Raw genomic sequence first — 17,093 nt, 5'->3', positions numbered from 1 at the left:
TCCACAGATGAGCACCCCCGCCAAGATCGCCCCGAAGCTGCCTGACAGTATTTTCCGCGCCTACGACATTCGCGGCACTGTGCCGGAATACCTCAACGGTGAAACCGCTTACTGGATCGGCCGTGCCATCGGCTCGCAGAGCCTGGCCCAGGGCGAACCGAATGTTTCGGTCGGTCGCGACGGCCGCCTGTCCGGCCCGGAGCTGGTCGCGGAACTCATTCGCGGCATCGCCGAGAGCGGTTGCCACGTCAGCGATGTCGGTCTGGTGCCAACGCCAGCGCTGTATTACGCCGCCAACGTGCTGGCCGGCAAGTCCGGGGTGATGCTCACCGGTAGCCACAATCCGTCGAACTACAACGGTTTCAAAATCGTCATCGCCGGCGACACCCTCGCCAACGAACAGATTCAGGTGCTGCACGAACGCATCAAGAACAACGACCTGAGCACTGGCCAGGGCAGCGTCACCCAGGTCGAAATTCTCGACCGCTACAACACCGAAATCGTCCAGGACATCAAACTCGCTCGTCGCCTGAAAGTCGTGGTCGACTGCGGCAACGGCGCGGCCGGCGTGATCGCCCCGCAACTGATCGAAGCGCTGAACTGCGAAGTCATCCCGCTGTTCTGCGAAGTCGACGGCAACTTCCCGAACCATCACCCGGATCCGGGCAAACCGGAAAACCTCGTAGACCTGATTGCCAAAGTCAAAGAGACCAACGCCGATATCGGCCTGGCCTTCGACGGTGACGGCGACCGCGTCGGCGTGGTGACCAACACCGGCAGTATCGTCTACCCGGACCGTCTGCTGATGCTGTTCGCTCGCGACGTAGTGGCGCGTAACCCGGACGCGGAAATCATCTTCGACGTTAAATGCACTCGCCGTTTGGTGCCGTTGATCAAGGAATACGGCGGTCGGCCGCTAATGTGGAAGACCGGTCACTCGTTGATCAAAAAGAAAATGAAGCAATCCGGCGCGCTGTTGGCCGGCGAAATGAGCGGGCACATCTTCTTCAAGGAGCGCTGGTTCGGTTTCGACGACGGCATCTACAGCGCCGCACGTCTGCTGGAGATCCTCAGCAAGGAAAAATCCACCGCGGAAGAGCTGTTTGCGACCTTCCCGAACGATATTTCCACGCCGGAAATCAATATCCATGTGACCGAAGAGAGCAAATTCAGCATCATTGATGCACTGCACGATGCTCAGTGGGGCGAAGGCGCCGACCTGACCACCATCGACGGCGTGCGGGTCGATTACGCCAAAGGCTGGGGCCTGGTGCGCGCGTCCAACACCACACCGGTGCTGGTGCTGCGCTTCGAGGCCGATGACGAGGCTGAATTGCAGCGCATCAAGGATGTGTTCCACGCCCAACTGAAACGCGTTGCACCTGATCTCCAACTACCGTTCTGATCCACCCGGAGCCCTGAATGACCCTCGAACGCGAAGCCGCCGCCAACACTGCCAAGGTCCTGTCCGAAGCGCTGCCTTACATCCGACGCTATGTCGGCAAGACCCTGGTGATCAAATACGGCGGCAACGCGATGGAAAGCGAGGAGCTGAAAACCGGCTTCGCCCGCGACATCGTGCTGATGAAAGCCGTGGGCATCAACCCGGTGGTCGTGCACGGTGGCGGCCCGCAGATCGGTGACCTGCTCAAGCGCCTGTCGATCGAAAGCCATTTCGTCGACGGCATGCGCGTCACCGACGCGGCGACCATGGACGTGGTGGAAATGGTCCTTGGCGGTCAGGTCAACAAAAGCATCGTCAACCTGATCAACCGCCATGGCGGCAGCGCCATCGGCCTGACCGGTAAAGATGCCGGGCTGATCCGCGCGAAGAAGCTCACCGTTTCCCGCCAGACCCCGGAGATGACTCAGCCGGAAATCATCGACATCGGCCACGTTGGCGAAGTCGTCGGCATCAACACCGAACTGCTGAACCTGCTGGTCAAAGGCAACTTCATCCCGGTCATCGCACCGATTGGCGTCGGTGAGAACGGTGAGTCGTACAACATCAACGCCGATCTGGTGGCGGGCAAGGTTGCCGAAGCGCTGAAAGCTGAAAAGCTGATGCTGCTGACCAACATTGCCGGCCTGATGGACAAGTCGGGCACCGTGTTGACCGGCCTGAGCACGCAGCAGGTCGACGACCTGATCGCCGATGGCACGATCTACGGCGGTATGCTGCCGAAGATCCGCTGCGCACTGGAAGCGGTTCAGGGTGGGGTTGGCAGTTCGTTGATCATCGACGGTCGTGTGCCGAACGCGATCCTGCTGGAAATCTTCACTGATACCGGCGTGGGCACGCTGATCAGTAATCGCAAGCGTCCTTGATCGCTAATAGCTGAAAGCAAAAGATCGCAGCCTTCAACAGCTCCTACAGGGATTTCGCACACGCGAGAATCCGCTTTTGTAGGAACTGACGAAGGCTGCGATCTTTTTATGCGCGCAGGAAAAGCCTGACTCGACACAGCGAAACGTCCGACATCCCTTCAGAATAAATCTCCCTAGGATCTTCCTCTCATCCAACGGAGATTCACTCATGCAGAAAGATTACGTTCCCTACGGCAGCGATGTTTCAGCAGGCACCTACGAATGCGTGGACTGCGGACATCGTTATTCCAATCAAGCCAAAACCTCTATGCCGCCCTGCCCGCAGTTCAGGAAAACGGCGCATGTCCTGAACGGTTGGAAAACCCTCACCGGCCAAGGTGACGCCCCACAAGATCCGTACCCGGAAAAATCCGAAAAGCCGGCTGCCAGCAAAAAATAATCCCGGAGCGCCTGAGCCATGCAGATCTCGTTCACGATCGACGCCGATGCTTTCGAGCAGGAACAAAAGGAACCGGTAAAAAAGACTTTGCGCATCGGCGACGCTGAAATCGCCCATGCGCTGGAGCGCATCGCCAAGGCCAGCCTGACCGAATACCTGAAAATGCTGGTCGAGGGCGGCATGCCCAGCCGGGCCGACGAAGCCAAGCAGGATCGCCTGCTGTATCTGATTCAGAGTTACTTCGGGCAAACCCTGCCGACCGAATCGCAGATCTCGACAATCTTTCAGCTGACCCAGAGCCAAAGCAAAACCCTGCTGAAAAACACCGTTTCGCGTTTTCGCAACCAGCTCGACGACATCCTGCAGCACAGCATGCGCGGCGTAATCCAGTCCGCCGAGCATGCGCAAAACGTGTTTCTGGTGGTGATCAGCTCGGACGTGATCCGCGATGAATTGAACATGCTCATCACCCAGAACGAGCCGACCTTCAAACCCATCACCAAACGCAAGGGCAGCGCCGGGCAGTTCGAGATCAGCGAAGATTCCCACGCATTGCTCTGTGCAACGCTGGGTCTGAATGCCGTTCAGTGACATCGTCGCGGTCAGTGGCTTGCTGCTGACCCTGACCACGTTCATGTTCAATCTGGCGTGGCCGGCGCTCAATGAAGCGCTGGCTGAAGATGAATTTCAAAAAGGTTCGCAGGCCCGCAAGCGCAGTCGAGACAAGGTGATGGCTGCTTTCTACTGGCGAGCATTGCCATTGACGTGCGCGTTTGTGGCGCTGTTTTACGTTAACTTGCCGGCAGCAGTCGGGATCATGCGCAGCAGCACGCTGGACCTTTGGGATTTCGATGTGGATCGCACGTTGTACGTGATGGTGGTTGTAGCGCTGCTGGTGTTTGCGCTGGTCAATGCGGGACTGGCGCTGAGACTGCTGATCAAATGGCAAAAACTGCGTAGACCACTGTAGGAGCTGCCGAAGGCTCGGGCCGCGATCGGACGATCTTTTGATCTTGATCCTGAAAAACAAGATCAAAAGATCGCAGCCTTCGGCAGCTCCTACAGGTGCGTATCACACGCCAAATTGGGCGCGGTACGCTTCCACGGCTGGGAGGTGTTGTTTGAGCTGCGGATCGTCGGCGAGGAACTCCAGCACCTGATTCAGCGAGACAATGCTGATCACCGGGATGCCGAAGTCGCGCTCGACTTCCTGGATTGCCGACAACTCGCCGTTGCCACGCTCCTGGCGGTTCAGTGCGATCAGCACACCGGCGGCCTTGGCGCCGTCCTGGGAAGCGATGATCTGCATCACTTCACGAATCGCGGTGCCGGCGGTGATTACGTCGTCGATGATCAAGACTTCGCCAGTCAGCGGTGCGCCAACCAGGCTGCCGCCCTCGCCGTGGGCCTTGGCTTCCTTGCGGTTGAAGCACCATGGCAGGTCACGGTCGTGATGCTCGGCCAGCGCAACGGCGGTCGTGGCCGCCAGCGGAATGCCTTTATAAGCTGGGCCAAACAGGACGTCGAAGGAGATGCCGCTTTCGGCGATGGCGGCGGCGTAGAAACGCCCCAGCTGCGCCAGGGCCGAACCGGAGTTGAACAGGCCGGCATTGAAGAAGTAGGGACTGGTGCGCCCGGACTTCAGGGTGAACTCACCGAAGCGCAAAACGCCGCGATCGATGGCAAAACGAATGAAATCGCGCTGATACGCTTGCATGAAAAAAAACCCCAAATACCACGGATTTAGCTAATTAGCTTGACGCCGTGTATCATACACGCACGCGATTTTTGGGGCCATTTATGCGGATCATCAGTGTGAACGTCAATGGTATTCAGGCGGCAGTCGAGCGCGGTTTGCTCAGTTGGCTGCAAGCCCAGAATGCCGACGTCATCTGCCTGCAGGACACCCGTGCCTCCGCCTTTGAACTGGATGACCCAGCCTTCCAACTGGATGGCTACTTCCTTTATGCCTGCGATGCTGAAGTCCCTGCCCAAGGCGGCGTGGCTTTGTATTCGCGGTTGCAACCGAAGGCTGTCATCAGCGGTCTCGGTTTCGAGACGGCCGACCGCTACGGGCGCTACCTGCAAGCAGATTTCGACAAAGTCAGTATTGCCACCTTGCTGTTTCCTTCGGGGATGAACGGCGATGAGGACTTGAACCAGAAGTTCAAGCTCATGGACGATTTCGGCAAGTACCTGGACAAACAGCGACGCAAACGTCGCGAGTACATTTATTGTGGCTCGCTGTACGTTGCGCAGCAGAAACTCGACATCAAGAACTGGCGCGACAGCCAGCAATCTCCCGGCTTCCTGGCGCCGGAACGCGCCTGGATGGACGAGATTGTCGGCAACATGGGCTATGTCGATGCGCTGCGCGAAGTCAGCCGCGAAGGCGATCAGTACAGCTGGTGGCCGGATAACGAACAGGCCGAGATGCTCAATCTGGGCTGGCGTTTCGATTACCAGATCCTGACCCCGGGCCTGCGTCGCTCGGTGCGCAGTGCACGCCTGCCGCGTCAGCCACGGTTCTCGCAGCACGCGCCGCTGATCGTCGACTACGACTGGACGCTGACCATCTAAGCGTCCTCGCAGCCAAAAAAATGCCCGCATCGTGAGATGCGGGCATTTTTTATGCGCCATGCTTTCTAGACGGCAGCGAAGAATGGCAAGGCCAGGTACAGCTTGATCACGATGACGTTAACGATATCGATGAAGAACGCTCCTACCATCGGCACTACCAGAAACGCGATCTGCGATGGCCCATAGCGCTGCGTCACCGCTTGCATGTTGGCAATCGCCGTCGGCGTGGCGCCCAGACCGAAGCCGCAATGTCCCGCAGCCAGCACTGCGGCATCGTAGTTGCTGCCCATCACCCGGAACGTCACGAAAATAGCGAACAGCGCCATGACCAGCGCCTGCACGGCCAGGATGATGAAGATCGGCAATGCCAACGCCGCCAGATCCCAAAGCTTCAGCGACATCAAAGCGATTGCCAGAAACAGCGAGAGGCTGACATTGCCGAGCACGGAAACTTCGCGCTCGAATACCTGATACAAGCCAAGCGCTGACAGACTGTTGCGCAACACCACACCCACAAACAGCACGCAAACAAACGTCGGCAGTTCGAATGCAGTGCCATGCAGCAAGCCATTCAGAAGGTTGCCTGCGAGCAGGCTGACGGCAATAAGCGCCAGCGTCTCGACGAACGAAAACGGCGTGATCGAACGTTCCTTGTTCGGCTGTTCAAAACCTTTCGGCAGTCGCGGCGCTTGCTGGGGACTGCAGCCCGGCACTTCCACGCGCTTGATCAGCAACCGGGCGACGGGCCCACCGATCAACCCGCCCAGCACCAGACCGAACGTCGCTGAGGCCAGCGCCAGCTCTGAAGCCGACGCCAGGCCATATTTCTCGCTGAATACCGCGCCCCATGCGGCGCCAGTACCGTGGCCGCCGGCCAATGTGATCGAACCCGTCAGCAAGCCCATCAAAGGATCGAGTCCGAGCAAGGTTGCCAATCCGATGCCCATGGCGTTCTGCACCACCAGCAAGCCAATGACCGCCAACAGGAAGATGCCGACGATGCGCCCGCCCTTTTTCAGACTGGCAAGGTCGGCACTCAAGCCAATCGTGGCAAAGAAAGCCAACATCAGGGGGGTTTGCAATGATGTATCGAAGCGGACTTCAATATCGAAAGTGCGCAATATCAACAAGAGCAAGGCAACCACCAGGCCGCCCGCTACCGGTTCAGGAATATTGTAACTTCGCAGAAAGCCGACACGCGTAACAAGCCCGCGTCCGAGCAGTAGTACTAAAGAAGCGGCCACGAGCGTGCCGTAGAAATCGAGCTCAATCATGTGGATTATTCTTGGCTAAGTATTCACGAGGCGAGCGTTTACCTGGGCTCGACGGGTGAACCGGCTGATTTTATCAACACTGATTACTGGGGAATTCAAGTGCCATCGATGGCTTGAACATATCGGAATTTTTCAACCGAAACATTACATCGGGCAACTTTAACAACCAGCTCGCGCCAATAACAAGAACGAGAATAAGCACGCGGTCGATTAGTTGTGACCAAAGATGTAATAGAGAAATATCAGCAAATAAATGCCAAACCGCACATCGACAACAGACTAGTCCTACAACAAAAAACAATTATTGAGTTGCACAAATAAAAATGCCCCGATAAGCCGTGGCATTTCCATATAGCGATACAACAGACTGTTACTTGATCAGTCGCCAAGTGAACGGATATCTGTATGGGAAACCTTCGTTGGCTTTGACCCCTGCAATGATCGTCAGGACCAGTGCCGCGATCGCCAGCAAGCCAAACAGGAAGAAACCAATGATCAGCAGCATGAGCAGGAAGCAGATCATCGAGGCAATGGCGACAGTGATCTGAAAATTCAGCGCCTCTTTACCCTGTGCATCGATGAACGGGTCCTTCTCGCGCTTCATCTGCCAAAGGATCAGCGGCCCGATCAGATTGCCGAACGGAATCCAGATCCCCAGCAAGGCGGACAAGTGACAGAACATCGCCCACTGGCGAACCTCCTGGCTCGGTTTGGGCAACAACTCTTGCTCGTCACTCATCACGTCCTCCTTGTGGTCAAAATCTCAGTCGGCCAGCGCAGCCTTCTGCAATTCGAAGATTTCGTTCATGCCCTGCTTGGCCAGTTCCAGCATGGCATTGAGCTCGTCAGGCTGGAACGGCGCGCCTTCTGCGGTGCCCTGCACTTCGATGAAACCGCCGGTGCTGGTCATTACTACGTTCAGGTCGGTTTCAGCAGCGGAATCTTCAAGATAGTCCAGATCCAGCACCGGCTCGCCCTGGTACATGCCCACCGAGACTGCACCGATCATCTGCTTGAGCGGGTCACCGCCTTTCAGGCCGCCGCGCTTCTTGATCACTTTCAAGGCATCGACCAGCGCAACCATGGCGCCGGTGATGGACGCGGTGCGAGTACCGCCATCGGCCTGGATCACGTCGCAATCGACGTACAGGGTCACGTCGCCGAGCTTGGACATGTCCAGCGCTGCGCGCAGGGAACGGCCGATCAGACGCTGGATTTCGAGAGTACGACCGCCCTGCTTGCCACGACTGGCTTCACGCTGGTTACGCTCGCCGGTGGCGCGCGGCAGCATGCCGTACTCGGCAGTCAACCAGCCCTGGCCCTGACCTTTGAGGAAACGCGGCACGCCATTTTCGACGCTGACGGTGCAGATGACTTTGGTATCACCGAATTCGACCAGTACGGATCCCTCGGCGTGTTTGGTGTAGTTGCGGGTGATGCGGATCGAGCGGAGCTGATCGGCAGCGCGACCACTTGGACGTTTCATAGGGATACCTGTACTGAGGACGGAAAACTGCCGAGCATTATAGAGCGCTGCACCGCGAGTGGGCACTGGTTAAAACCGCCGGCCGACGACCGAAGCCCCTCAAGCGCGCATAACCGACGGGCTGCAGCGGTTTGTCACACCGTGTGTTTGGGCGCATTCGCCGCACTGCGCTACAATCCTGCGCCTTTGCTGCCAGTCGGCTTAAATTCATTGAAATCGCGCCTGCGAAACAGCGTTTCGCGCCGATCTGCATTGCGAGGTCACCGCCATGGTGCACAGCATGACCGCCTTCGCCCGCGTCGAGAAAGCCGGCGTTCAGGGCACCCTGAGCTGGGAACTGCGCTCGGTCAACAGCCGCTATCTGGAACCGCACCTGCGCTTGCCCGAATCGTTTCGCGACCTCGAAGGCGCCGTGCGTGAAGCGCTGCGTCAGGGCCTGTCGCGGGGCAAACTGGAATGCACGCTGCGCTTCACCGAAGAAAGCACCGGCAAACAGCTGCAAGTGGACCGCGAGCGCGCCGCGCAACTGGTGGCTGCTGCGGAAACCGTGGCCGGGCTGATCAAGAATCCAGCTGCGCTGAATCCGCTGGAAGTGCTGGCCTGGCCCGGCGTGCTGGTGGCCGATGCGACCGACCCGCAGGCGCTGAACGCCGAAGCGCTGGCGCTGTTCAATCAGGGTTTGAAAGATCTGAAGGCTGGCCGCGAGCGCGAAGGCGCGGAGCTGGCTCGCTTGATCAATGACCGCCTGACGTCCATCGAAGAAGACGTGGTGACCCTGCGAGAACTGGTGCCGCAGATGCTCGCCACCCAGCGCCAGAAGGTCCTCGACCGCTTCGCCGACATGAAGGCCGAGCTCGACCCGCAGCGCCTGGAACAGGAAATGGTCATCCTCGCGCAAAAAAGCGACGTGGCCGAAGAACTGGATCGCCTGAGCACTCACATCATCGAAGTTCGCCGGGTGCTCAAGTCCGGTGGTGCCGCCGGGCGGCGTCTGGACTTCCTGATGCAGGAGCTCAACCGCGAGGCCAACACACTGGGCTCCAAAGCCTTCGACCCGCGCAGCACCCAGGCCGCCGTCAACCTCAAGGTGTTGATCGAGCAGATGCGCGAACAAGTGCAGAATATTGAGTAAGGCTACCTGACATGACCCAACACACCGGCACCCTGTACATCATTTCCGCGCCATCGGGCGCGGGCAAGAGTAGTCTGGTCAAGGCCTTGACCGACGCCGACCCGGAGATTCGCGTTTCCGTTTCGCACACCACCCGCGCCATGCGCCCGGGCGAAGTGGATGGCGTGAACTACCATTTCGTGACCCGCGAAGAGTTCGTGAAGATGGGCGAGCACGGCGACTTTCTTGAGCGCGCCGAAGTCTTCGGCAACTTCTACGGCACCTCGCAAAGCCGTTTGCAGCAGACCCTGGACGAAGGTCACGACCTGATTCTGGAAATCGACTGGCAAGGCGCCGAGCAAGTGCGCAAGCTGATGCCGCAGGCGCGCTCGATCTTCATCCTGCCGCCGTCGCTGCAAGCCCTGCACCAGCGCCTGACCAACCGTGGCCAGGACAGCGACGAGATCATCGACGGCCGCATGCGCGAGGCGGTCAGCGAGATGAGCCATTACGTCGACTACGATTACCTGATCATCAACGACGATTTCGCTCACGCGCTGGACGATCTGAAAGCGATTTTCCGCGCCAATCAGCTGCAACAGAAGCGCCAGCAAGTGCGTTTCGGCAAATTACTGGCTGAATTGCTCGGCTGAAACAGCACTTCCCAAAACGCCTGCAAGCGCTTTACATTGGTGCTTGCAGCGCGTTGAAGGGTCTGGTCAAAAAATCAGCGCTTCCCTAATCGCTGGTGATTTTTTAAACTGCTCAGTCCGCTCGCCCAACCGGGCAGCGCGCATATTGCATTCGCTCCGAGGAATACCATGGCCCGCGTAACCGTTGAAGACTGCCTAGAACACGTGGAAAACCGCTTTGAGCTGGTCATGCTCTCTACCAAGCGTGCCCGTCAACTGGCCACCGGCGGCAAAGAGCCATTGGTGCAGTGGGAAAACGACAAGCCGACTGTCGTCGCGCTGCGTGAAATTGCTGAAGGCCTGATGAGCTACGAGTTCATCGCCGAGCAGGAAATCGTCCAGGATGAACCGCTGTTCGCAGCGTTCGAGGACGAGTCGAACGAGGCCGTCTAAGCCTATGCCTGGTCGACGTAGCACGGCGCGGGGTCACAGCTTTCGGCAGGAATCATCATGCCGAGCATAGACGCCCTCGCCGATCGCTTATCGACCTACCTCGGCAACGACCAGGTCAACCTGGTCCGCCGAGCGTATTTCTACGCCGAACAAGCCCATGACGGTCAACGCCGTCGCAGCGGCGAGGCGTATGTCACGCATCCTCTTGCCGTGGCCAATATTCTTGCCGACATGCACATGGACCATCAGAGCCTGATGGCCGCGATGCTGCATGACGTGATCGAAGACACCGGTATCGCCAAGGAAGCGCTGCAAGCGCAGTTCGGTGAAACCGTGGCCGAACTGGTCGACGGGGTCAGCAAACTGACCCAGATGAATTTCGAGACCAAGGCCGAAGCCCAAGCGGAAAACTTCCAGAAAATGGCCATGGCCATGGCGCGCGACATCCGGGTGATCCTGGTCAAGCTCGCCGACCGTCTGCACAACATGCGCACGCTGGAAGTGCTGTCCGGCGAAAAGCGCCGGCGCATCGCCAAGGAAACCCTCGAGATCTACGCACCCATCGCCAACCGGCTGGGCATGCACGCGATCCGCATCGAATTCGAAGACCTCGGCTTCAAGGCCATGCACCCGATGCGTTCCGCGCGGATCTACCAGGCGGTCAAACGCGCCCGGGGCAACCGCAAGGAAATCGTCAACAAGATCGAAGAGTCCCTCGGTCACTGCCTCGCCATCGACGGCATCCAGGGCGAAGTCAGCGGTCGGCAGAAACACCTCTACGGCATCTACAAGAAAATGCGCGGCAAGCGTCGGGCCTTCAACGAAATCATGGACGTCTACGCGTTCCGGATCATCGTCGACAAGGTCGATACCTGCTACCGCGTACTGGGTGCTGTGCATAATTTGTACAAACCGTTGCCAGGACGCTTCAAGGATTACATCGCGATCCCCAAGGCCAACGGCTACCAGTCGCTGCATACCACGCTGTTCGGCATGCACGGTGTACCGATCGAGATCCAGATCCGCACCCGCGAAATGGAAGAGATGGCCAACAACGGCATCGCCGCCCATTGGCTGTACAAATCCAGCGGCGACGAGCAGCCCAAAGGCACGCACGCCCGCGCCCGCCAGTGGGTCAAAGGCGTGCTGGAAATGCAGCAACGTGCCGGCAACTCGCTGGAATTCATCGAAAGCGTGAAGATCGACCTGTTCCCGGACGAGGTCTACGTGTTCACGCCCAAAGGCCGGATCATGGAGCTGCCAAAAGGCTCCACGGCGGTCGACTTTGCCTACGCAGTACACACCGACGTCGGCAACAGCTGCATCGCCTGCCGCATCAATCGTCGTCTCGCGCCGCTGTCGGAACCGCTGCAAAGCGGCTCCACGGTCGAGATCGTCAGCGCCCCCGGCGCACGGCCAAATCCGGCATGGCTCAACTTCGTCGTTACCGGCAAGGCGCGCACGCACATTCGTCATGCGCTGAAGCTACAACGCCGCTCCGAGTCCATCAGCCTCGGCGAACGCCTGCTGAACAAGGTGCTCAACGGTTTCGACAGCTCGCTGGAGAAGATCCCGGCAGAGCGCGTCAAGGCAATGCTTACCGAGTACCGCCTCGAACTGATCGAAGACCTGCTCGAAGACATCGGCCTGGGCAACCGCATGGCCTATGTCGTTGCCCGTCGCCTGCTTGGCGAAGGTGAGCAGCTGCCGAGCCCGGAAGGTCCGCTGGCAATTCGCGGCACCGAAGGCCTGGTGCTCAGCTACGCCAAGTGCTGCACGCCGATCCCCGGCGACCCGATTGTCGGGCACCTGTCGGCGGGCAAAGGCATGGTCGTGCACCTGGATAACTGCCGCAACATCAGTGAAATCAGGCACAACCCGGAAAAATGCATCCAGCTCTCGTGGGCCAAGGATGTCACCGGCGAATTCAACGTCGAGCTGCGCGTCGAGCTGGAACACCAGCGCGGTCTGATCGCCCTGCTGGCCAGCAGCGTCAACGCGGCCGACGGCAATATCGAGAAAATCAGCATGGACGAACGCGATGGTCGCATCAGCGTCGTGCAGTTGGTGGTCAGCGTCCACGACCGTGTGCACCTGGCCCGCGTGATCAAGAAACTGCGCGCTTTGACCGGGGTGATCCGCATCACCCGCATGCGTGCATAACCTGCCTATTACAAGGAGTCCTACATGACCAAAACCGTCATCACCAGCGACAAGGCCCCGGCCGCCATCGGCACTTACTCCCAGGCGATCAAGGCAGGCAACACCGTTTACATGTCGGGCCAGATTCCTCTGGACCCGAAAACCATGGAACTGGTTGAGGGCTTCGAAGCCCAGACCGTCCAGGTCTTCGAGAACCTCAAAGCCGTGGCCGAAGCCGCCGGCGGTTCGTTCAAGGACATCGTCAAACTGAACATCTTCCTCACCGACCTGAGCCACTTCGCCAAGGTCAACGAGATCATGGGCAAGTACTTCGACCAGCCATACCCTGCCCGCGCCGCCATTGGCGTGGCCGCCCTGCCGAAGGGTGCGCAGGTTGAAATGGATGCCATTCTGGTCATCGAGTGATGCGCACGGCGCGGCCTCCACGCCGCGCCGACTGCCGCAAGAAAAGGTTTTGAAAGGATTCCACCATGCGCAAAGCGCTAGCTCTCTCGCTGCTCGCCCTGTTTCTCGGCGGCTGCGCCAGCGACCCTGCCGACCGTGACATCAGCGGCACCTGGATCAACCAGGTGGCGATCGATGCCGCCGCCAAGGGCGGTCCCCTGCGTGAAGCGCTGCAGGCTTACGGCCCGAATCTGGAATGGGACGTCAACACCAAGGCCGGTCAGGCCCGCTACACCAACGGTTTTGAGAACGTCGAAGGACGGCTGCTGGGCGAAGAGTCCGGCGCCTGGAAAGTCGACTTCTACGGCAGCTCCGCCAGCGAACTGAAACGCGATGGCGGGCGCCTGCAGCAAGCTGCCAGCGACAACGAACCCGAACAGCTTTTCGATCGCGCACAGATCCCGGTGCCGGAAGGCGCGCCAATCGGGGCCAGCTTCGAACGCGCGCTGTATTCGGCATATCTGGGCGGTAACTGGATCATCGCCAGCGGCCAGGGTGAAGGCGGCACCGTGCAGTTCCAGGCCGACGGCCAGGTGACCGGCCTGCCGGGCGTTGATCGTTATGCCTTGTGTCTGGCGGGCGATTGCGCATCGATGAGTAATGGCAACGACAGCATGTGGCTGCAACTCAATGGCCAGGGCAACAACTGGATCTTTGTGCGCAAGGGCAAGGAGCTGGAGATTCTGCAGGCAGTGAACGCTGCGCTAGCGGATGAGCAACCGCAGTTCGCCGCAGGTGAGCGCAAGTGGTTGCTGGAAAAGCAGTAACCCGCTGAAAAGATCGCAGCCTTCGGCAGCTCCTACTTTGGAATGCATTTTCCTGTAGGAGCTGCCGAAGGCTGCGATCTTTTGCTTTTAGCGACCTTCCAGGATCGCTGCATAGCCTTCGCGGTAACTCGGATACTTCGGCACCCAACCCAACGCCTTCGCCCGCGCATTGCTGCAACGCTTGCTGCCAGTGCGCCGCACACTGGCGTCGTCCGCCCATTCAGTCACACCCAGGTACTCGCGCAACCAGCCCACCACCTCAGCCAACGGCGCCGGCGCGTCATCCACACCGATATAGAACTGGTCCAGCTTGACGCCCTCGCGGTCTTTTTCCAGCAAGAACGCCAGCAGCCCCGCTGCATCATCGGCATGAATCCGATTGCCATACAGCGGCGGCTCGACTGCCACGCGATAGCCGCGACGCACCTGAGTCAGCAGCCACTCGCGACCCGGGCCGTAAATGCCGGTCAGGCGCAGCACACTTGCCGGGATGCCGCTATTGAGCGCGACCTGCTCGGCTTCGAGCATCAAGCGACCTGAATATCCGGCCGCGACAGTCTCGGAGGTCTCATCCACCCATGCTCCATCCTGCTGGCCGTACACGCTGCTGCTCGACACAAAGATCAGTCGCTCGGGCACTTGCCCATAGTCGTTCAGCCAGCTCAGCACGTTCTGCAAGCCTTGCACGTAGGCCTTGCGATAGCCCTCTTCATCGTGATCGGTGGCCGCTGCGCAATACACCAGATAATCCACGGCACCCACCGGCCAGGTCGCCGGGCATTCTTCGCTGAACAGGTCGCCGGCGACGCCGATGACACCCTCCGGCAGTTTGGAAACATCCCGGCGCAGGCCATGGACTTGCCAGCCAGCCGCCAGCAATTGCGTGGCCAGACGACTGCCGACATCACCACAACCGGCAATCAAAACAGAAGGCGCGGACATCAGAAAACTCCCATCGGAAAGGCACAGACTAGCTCTGGCACAGGACGAACGGCTAGCAATGAAGGAAAAAAAGTTACTCTATTACTTTTGTTAACAAGAATTACTTGCAATAATGCACGCCACTTTTGTTCTCGGCCTCACGAGGCCTGGAAGAGCAACAACGTTTTTCTATCTCAGGTCCGGCCAGCATGACACGTAATCAAACTCCCGCTTCGCCAACCACTCGACCTCGCGCCTGGAGCGCTGTCGCGGCTCTGTTGCTCAGCCTGATGCTGGCACCGACCGCCGCCTTCGCCGACGCTCAAGCGCCCGCCACCCCAGCCGCCACCGAGCAGAGCGCACCCGCTGCCGCTCCGGCTGCACCGGCCGCCACCGATCCGGTGCAGGCTGTCGACGCGGCCGACGCACCTGAAGTCCTCGAAGCCGACAACACCTTGGGCATGGCCCACGACCTGTCGCCGTGGGGCATGTACCAGAACGCCGACACCATCGTGAAAATCGTGATGATCGGTCTGGCCATCGCATCGATCATCACCTGGACTATCTGGATCGCCAAAGGCTTCGAGCTGATGGGCGCCAAGCGTCGTCTGCGTGGCGAAATTGCCGCACTGAAAAAAGCCACCACCCTCAAGGAAGCCAGCGCCACCGCTGGTAAAGAGGGCACCCTCGCCAACCTGCTGGTGCACGACGCGCTCGAAGAGATGCGCCTGTCGGTCAACAGCCGCGAGAAAGAGGGTATCAAGGAACGCGTCAGCTTCCGCCTTGAGCGCCTCGTAGCGGCCTGCGGTCGCAACATGAGCAGCGGCACCGGCGTCCTCGCCACCATCGGTTCGACCGCACCGTTCGTCGGTCTGTTCGGTACCGTGTGGGGCATCATGAACTCGTTCATCGGCATCGCCAAAACCCAGACCACCAACCTCGCCGTTGTCGCACCGGGTATCGCTGAAGCCCTGCTGGCCACTGCACTGGGTCTGGTTGCGGCGATTCCTGCGGTAGTGATCTACAACGTCTTCGCCCGCTCCATCGCCGGTTACAAGGCGCAGGTCTCCGATGCCTCGGCAGAAGTCCTGCTGCTGGTCAGCCGCGATCTCGACCACCAGCCTGAGCGCAGCTCGCAGCCGCACATGGTTAAAGTGGGGTAATCGGCCATGGGCCTGCATTTGAAAGAAGGCGCAGACGACGATCTGGCCGAGAACCACGAAATCAACGTCACGCCGTTCATCGACGTGATGCTGGTGCTGTTGATCATCTTCATGGTGGCCGCGCCGTTGGCCACTGTGGACATCAAAGTCGACCTGCCCGCCTCGACCGCCAAACCGGCGCCGCGGCCAGAGAAACCGGTGTTCCTCAGTGTGAAAGCTGACCAGCGCCTGTTCCTCGGTGACGACGAAGTGAAAGCCGAAACCCTCGGCGCTACCCTCGACGCCAAGACCCAGGGCAAGAAAGACACCACCATCTTCTTCCAGGCTGACAAAGGCGTGGATTACGGTGACCTGATGAGCGTGATGGACAGCCTGCGCGCCGCCGGTTACCTGAAGGTCGGTCTGGTAGGTCTCGAGACGGCAGCCAAGAAATGATCACGACGCGCCATAAGCTGACGCGTTACAGCGGTAGCCTGGCCGTGGTGCTGGGCGTGCATGCGCTGGCCATCGCGCTGGCGCTGAACTGGACTGCCCGCCCGCCCATCGAATTGCCGCCGCAGGCAATGATGGTCGAGCTGGCCCCGTTGCCTGCCCCGCCACCGCCGGCTCCGCCGAAAGTCGTCACACCGCCGCAGCCACCGGCTCCGGTGGAAGAATTGCCGATTCCGAAACTGGCTGAAGCACCGAAAGCGGAAATCGCGGTACCCAAACCCAAGCCGAAGCCCAAGCCGAAACCGCCGAAGCCGGTCGAGAAAAAGCTGCCCGAGCCGCCGAAGGAAAAACCTTCCGAGGAAAAACCGGCCGATACCCAGCCGACCCAGGCACCGACGGAGAAATCCGCCCAGCCTGCACCAGGTCCGTCGCCGGCCCAGTTGGCGGCCAAGGCCAGTTGGCAAGGCACCCTGCTCGCGCATCTGCAGAAGTACAAGAAGTACCCGCAGAGTGCACAGTCGCGTGGCAAGGAGGGTTTGAATCGTCTGCGCTTCGTGGTTGATGGCGAAGGTAATGTGCTGTCGTTCGAGCTGGTTGGCCGCTCCGGCAATGCTGATCTGGACCGGGCCACCCTTGACATGATCCGCCGCGCCCAACCGCTGCCTAAGCCACCGGCCGACATGCTCAACAACGGCTCGATCGAAATTGTTGCGCCGTTTGTTTATTCGCTCGAACGCCGTCGCTAAGCAACACCGCAATACCTGTGGGAGCTGGCTTGCCAGCGATAGCGGTGTGTCAGAGAAGGATTTAATAGCTGACCCACCGCAATCGCTGGCAAGCCAGCTCCCACAAGGTTCTCCGCCAGCCGAGAGAACCAAGCCAAGAGGCACCGAAAGGTGC

At 59.6% G+C, this 17,093-nt stretch carries 19 protein-coding genes and 1 pseudogene; 15 read left to right on the top strand and 5 right to left on the bottom strand.

What is annotated here, in order from left to right:
* Position 1: 1 nt before the first annotated feature.
* The 5 genes and pseudogenes from D8U60_RS13610 to D8U60_RS13590 all read left to right on the top strand — a co-directional run.
* Positions 2-1,405, top strand: a pseudogene (locus D8U60_RS13610) (phosphomannomutase/phosphoglucomutase); the annotation flags it as partial.
* Positions 1,406-1,422: 17 nt separating this feature from the next.
* Entirely contained in the window at positions 1,423-2,328 is a 906-nt protein-coding gene (gene argB / locus D8U60_RS13605) for an acetylglutamate kinase (protein ID WP_016772548.1), read from the top strand.
* 208 nt (positions 2,329-2,536) lie between these two features.
* Positions 2,537-2,767 (top strand): hypothetical protein, encoded by a 231-nt coding sequence (locus tag D8U60_RS13600; RefSeq protein ID WP_016772547.1) that lies wholly within the window; start codon positions 2,537-2,539, stop codon positions 2,765-2,767.
* Positions 2,768-2,785: 18 nt separating this feature from the next.
* On the top strand, positions 2,786-3,358 hold the full coding sequence (locus tag D8U60_RS13595; protein ID WP_130900295.1) for a hypothetical protein: 573 nt from the start codon (positions 2,786-2,788) through the stop codon (positions 3,356-3,358).
* Positions 3,345-3,737: a hypothetical protein gene (locus D8U60_RS13590; RefSeq protein ID WP_130900294.1), complete on the top strand. Its 393-nt coding sequence runs from the start codon at positions 3,345-3,347 to the stop codon at positions 3,735-3,737. The genes D8U60_RS13595 and D8U60_RS13590 overlap by 14 nt, the downstream gene beginning before the upstream one ends.
* A gap of 102 nt (positions 3,738-3,839) precedes the next feature.
* Here D8U60_RS13590 and pyrE read toward each other — a convergent pair whose 3' ends face one another.
* The gene (gene pyrE, locus D8U60_RS13585; protein ID WP_027616815.1) at positions 3,840-4,484 is read right to left on the bottom strand and encodes an orotate phosphoribosyltransferase; all 645 of its coding nucleotides are present in this window, start codon (positions 4,482-4,484) and stop codon (positions 3,840-3,842) included.
* Positions 4,485-4,567: 83 nt separating this feature from the next.
* Between pyrE and D8U60_RS13580 the strand changes: the two genes are divergently transcribed.
* Positions 4,568-5,347, top strand: a complete 780-nt coding sequence (locus tag D8U60_RS13580; RefSeq protein WP_016772543.1) for an exodeoxyribonuclease III — start codon at positions 4,568-4,570, stop codon at positions 5,345-5,347.
* 65 nt (positions 5,348-5,412) lie between these two features.
* On the opposite strand, the gene gltS is transcribed toward D8U60_RS13580, so the two are convergent.
* The 3 genes from gltS to rph form a co-directional block, all read right to left on the bottom strand.
* Positions 5,413-6,621: a sodium/glutamate symporter gene (gene gltS, locus D8U60_RS13575; RefSeq protein ID WP_130900293.1), complete on the bottom strand. Its 1,209-nt coding sequence runs from the start codon at positions 6,619-6,621 to the stop codon at positions 5,413-5,415.
* 370 nt (positions 6,622-6,991) lie between these two features.
* Entirely contained in the window at positions 6,992-7,360 is a 369-nt protein-coding gene (locus tag D8U60_RS13570) for a DUF4870 domain-containing protein (protein WP_016772541.1), read from the bottom strand.
* Between the two features lie 24 nt (positions 7,361-7,384).
* Positions 7,385-8,107 carry a ribonuclease PH gene (gene rph, locus D8U60_RS13565; protein ID WP_024014799.1) on the bottom strand — a complete coding sequence of 241 codons (723 nt, stop codon included), beginning with the start codon at positions 8,105-8,107 and terminating at the stop codon, positions 7,385-7,387.
* Positions 8,108-8,375: 268 nt separating this feature from the next.
* Here rph and D8U60_RS13560 point away from each other — a divergent pair, with 268 nt between their 5' ends.
* The 6 genes from D8U60_RS13560 (at position 8,376) to D8U60_RS13535 (ending at position 13,677) form a co-directional block, all read left to right on the top strand.
* The gene (locus tag D8U60_RS13560; protein ID WP_073470913.1) at positions 8,376-9,239 is read left to right on the top strand and encodes a YicC/YloC family endoribonuclease; all 864 of its coding nucleotides are present in this window, start codon (positions 8,376-8,378) and stop codon (positions 9,237-9,239) included.
* Positions 9,240-9,250: 11 nt separating this feature from the next.
* Entirely contained in the window at positions 9,251-9,871 is a 621-nt protein-coding gene (gene gmk / locus D8U60_RS13555; protein ID WP_039757364.1) for a guanylate kinase, read from the top strand.
* A 168-nt stretch (positions 9,872-10,039) separates the two neighbouring features.
* A complete protein-coding gene (gene rpoZ / locus D8U60_RS13550; RefSeq protein WP_008030604.1) occupies positions 10,040-10,303 on the top strand; it encodes a DNA-directed RNA polymerase subunit omega in 264 nt (87 codons plus the stop codon).
* A gap of 57 nt (positions 10,304-10,360) precedes the next feature.
* Positions 10,361-12,466, top strand: a complete 2,106-nt coding sequence (gene spoT, locus D8U60_RS13545; RefSeq protein ID WP_007920338.1) for a bifunctional GTP diphosphokinase/guanosine-3',5'-bis pyrophosphate 3'-pyrophosphohydrolase — start codon at positions 10,361-10,363, stop codon at positions 12,464-12,466.
* A gap of 24 nt (positions 12,467-12,490) precedes the next feature.
* A complete protein-coding gene (locus tag D8U60_RS13540) occupies positions 12,491-12,871 on the top strand; it encodes a RidA family protein (RefSeq protein WP_014340863.1) in 381 nt (126 codons plus the stop codon).
* A gap of 65 nt (positions 12,872-12,936) precedes the next feature.
* Complete coding sequence (locus tag D8U60_RS13535; RefSeq protein ID WP_071172109.1) at positions 12,937-13,677, top strand: hypothetical protein; 741 nt, start codon at positions 12,937-12,939, stop codon at positions 13,675-13,677.
* Between the two features lie 87 nt (positions 13,678-13,764).
* Here the strand turns inward: D8U60_RS13535 and D8U60_RS13530 are convergent, their stop codons facing one another.
* A complete protein-coding gene (locus tag D8U60_RS13530) occupies positions 13,765-14,619 on the bottom strand; it encodes an SDR family oxidoreductase (RefSeq protein WP_130900292.1) in 855 nt (284 codons plus the stop codon).
* A 188-nt stretch (positions 14,620-14,807) separates the two neighbouring features.
* Between D8U60_RS13530 and exbB the strand changes: the two genes are divergently transcribed.
* Genes exbB through D8U60_RS13515 form a run of 3 tightly spaced genes read left to right on the top strand, consistent with a single transcriptional unit; the run spans position 14,808 to position 16,939 of the window.
* Positions 14,808-15,761 carry a tonB-system energizer ExbB gene (exbB, locus tag D8U60_RS13525; RefSeq protein WP_130900291.1) on the top strand — a complete coding sequence of 318 codons (954 nt, stop codon included), beginning with the start codon at positions 14,808-14,810 and terminating at the stop codon, positions 15,759-15,761.
* A 6-nt stretch (positions 15,762-15,767) separates the two neighbouring features.
* A complete protein-coding gene (exbD, locus tag D8U60_RS13520; RefSeq protein ID WP_016772535.1) occupies positions 15,768-16,196 on the top strand; it encodes a TonB system transport protein ExbD in 429 nt (142 codons plus the stop codon).
* Entirely contained in the window at positions 16,193-16,939 is a 747-nt protein-coding gene (locus D8U60_RS13515) for an energy transducer TonB (RefSeq protein WP_042608108.1), read from the top strand. The genes exbD and D8U60_RS13515 overlap by 4 nt, the downstream gene beginning before the upstream one ends.
* Positions 16,940-17,093: the final 154 nt, after the last annotated feature.

This window comes from Pseudomonas sp. Sample_11 (genome assembly GCF_004307505.1).
Lineage (GTDB): Bacteria > Pseudomonadota > Gammaproteobacteria > Pseudomonadales > Pseudomonadaceae > Aquipseudomonas > Aquipseudomonas atacamensis.
Note: the sequence above shows the minus strand (reverse complement) of the source record. Positions and strands in the feature narration are given on the sequence as shown.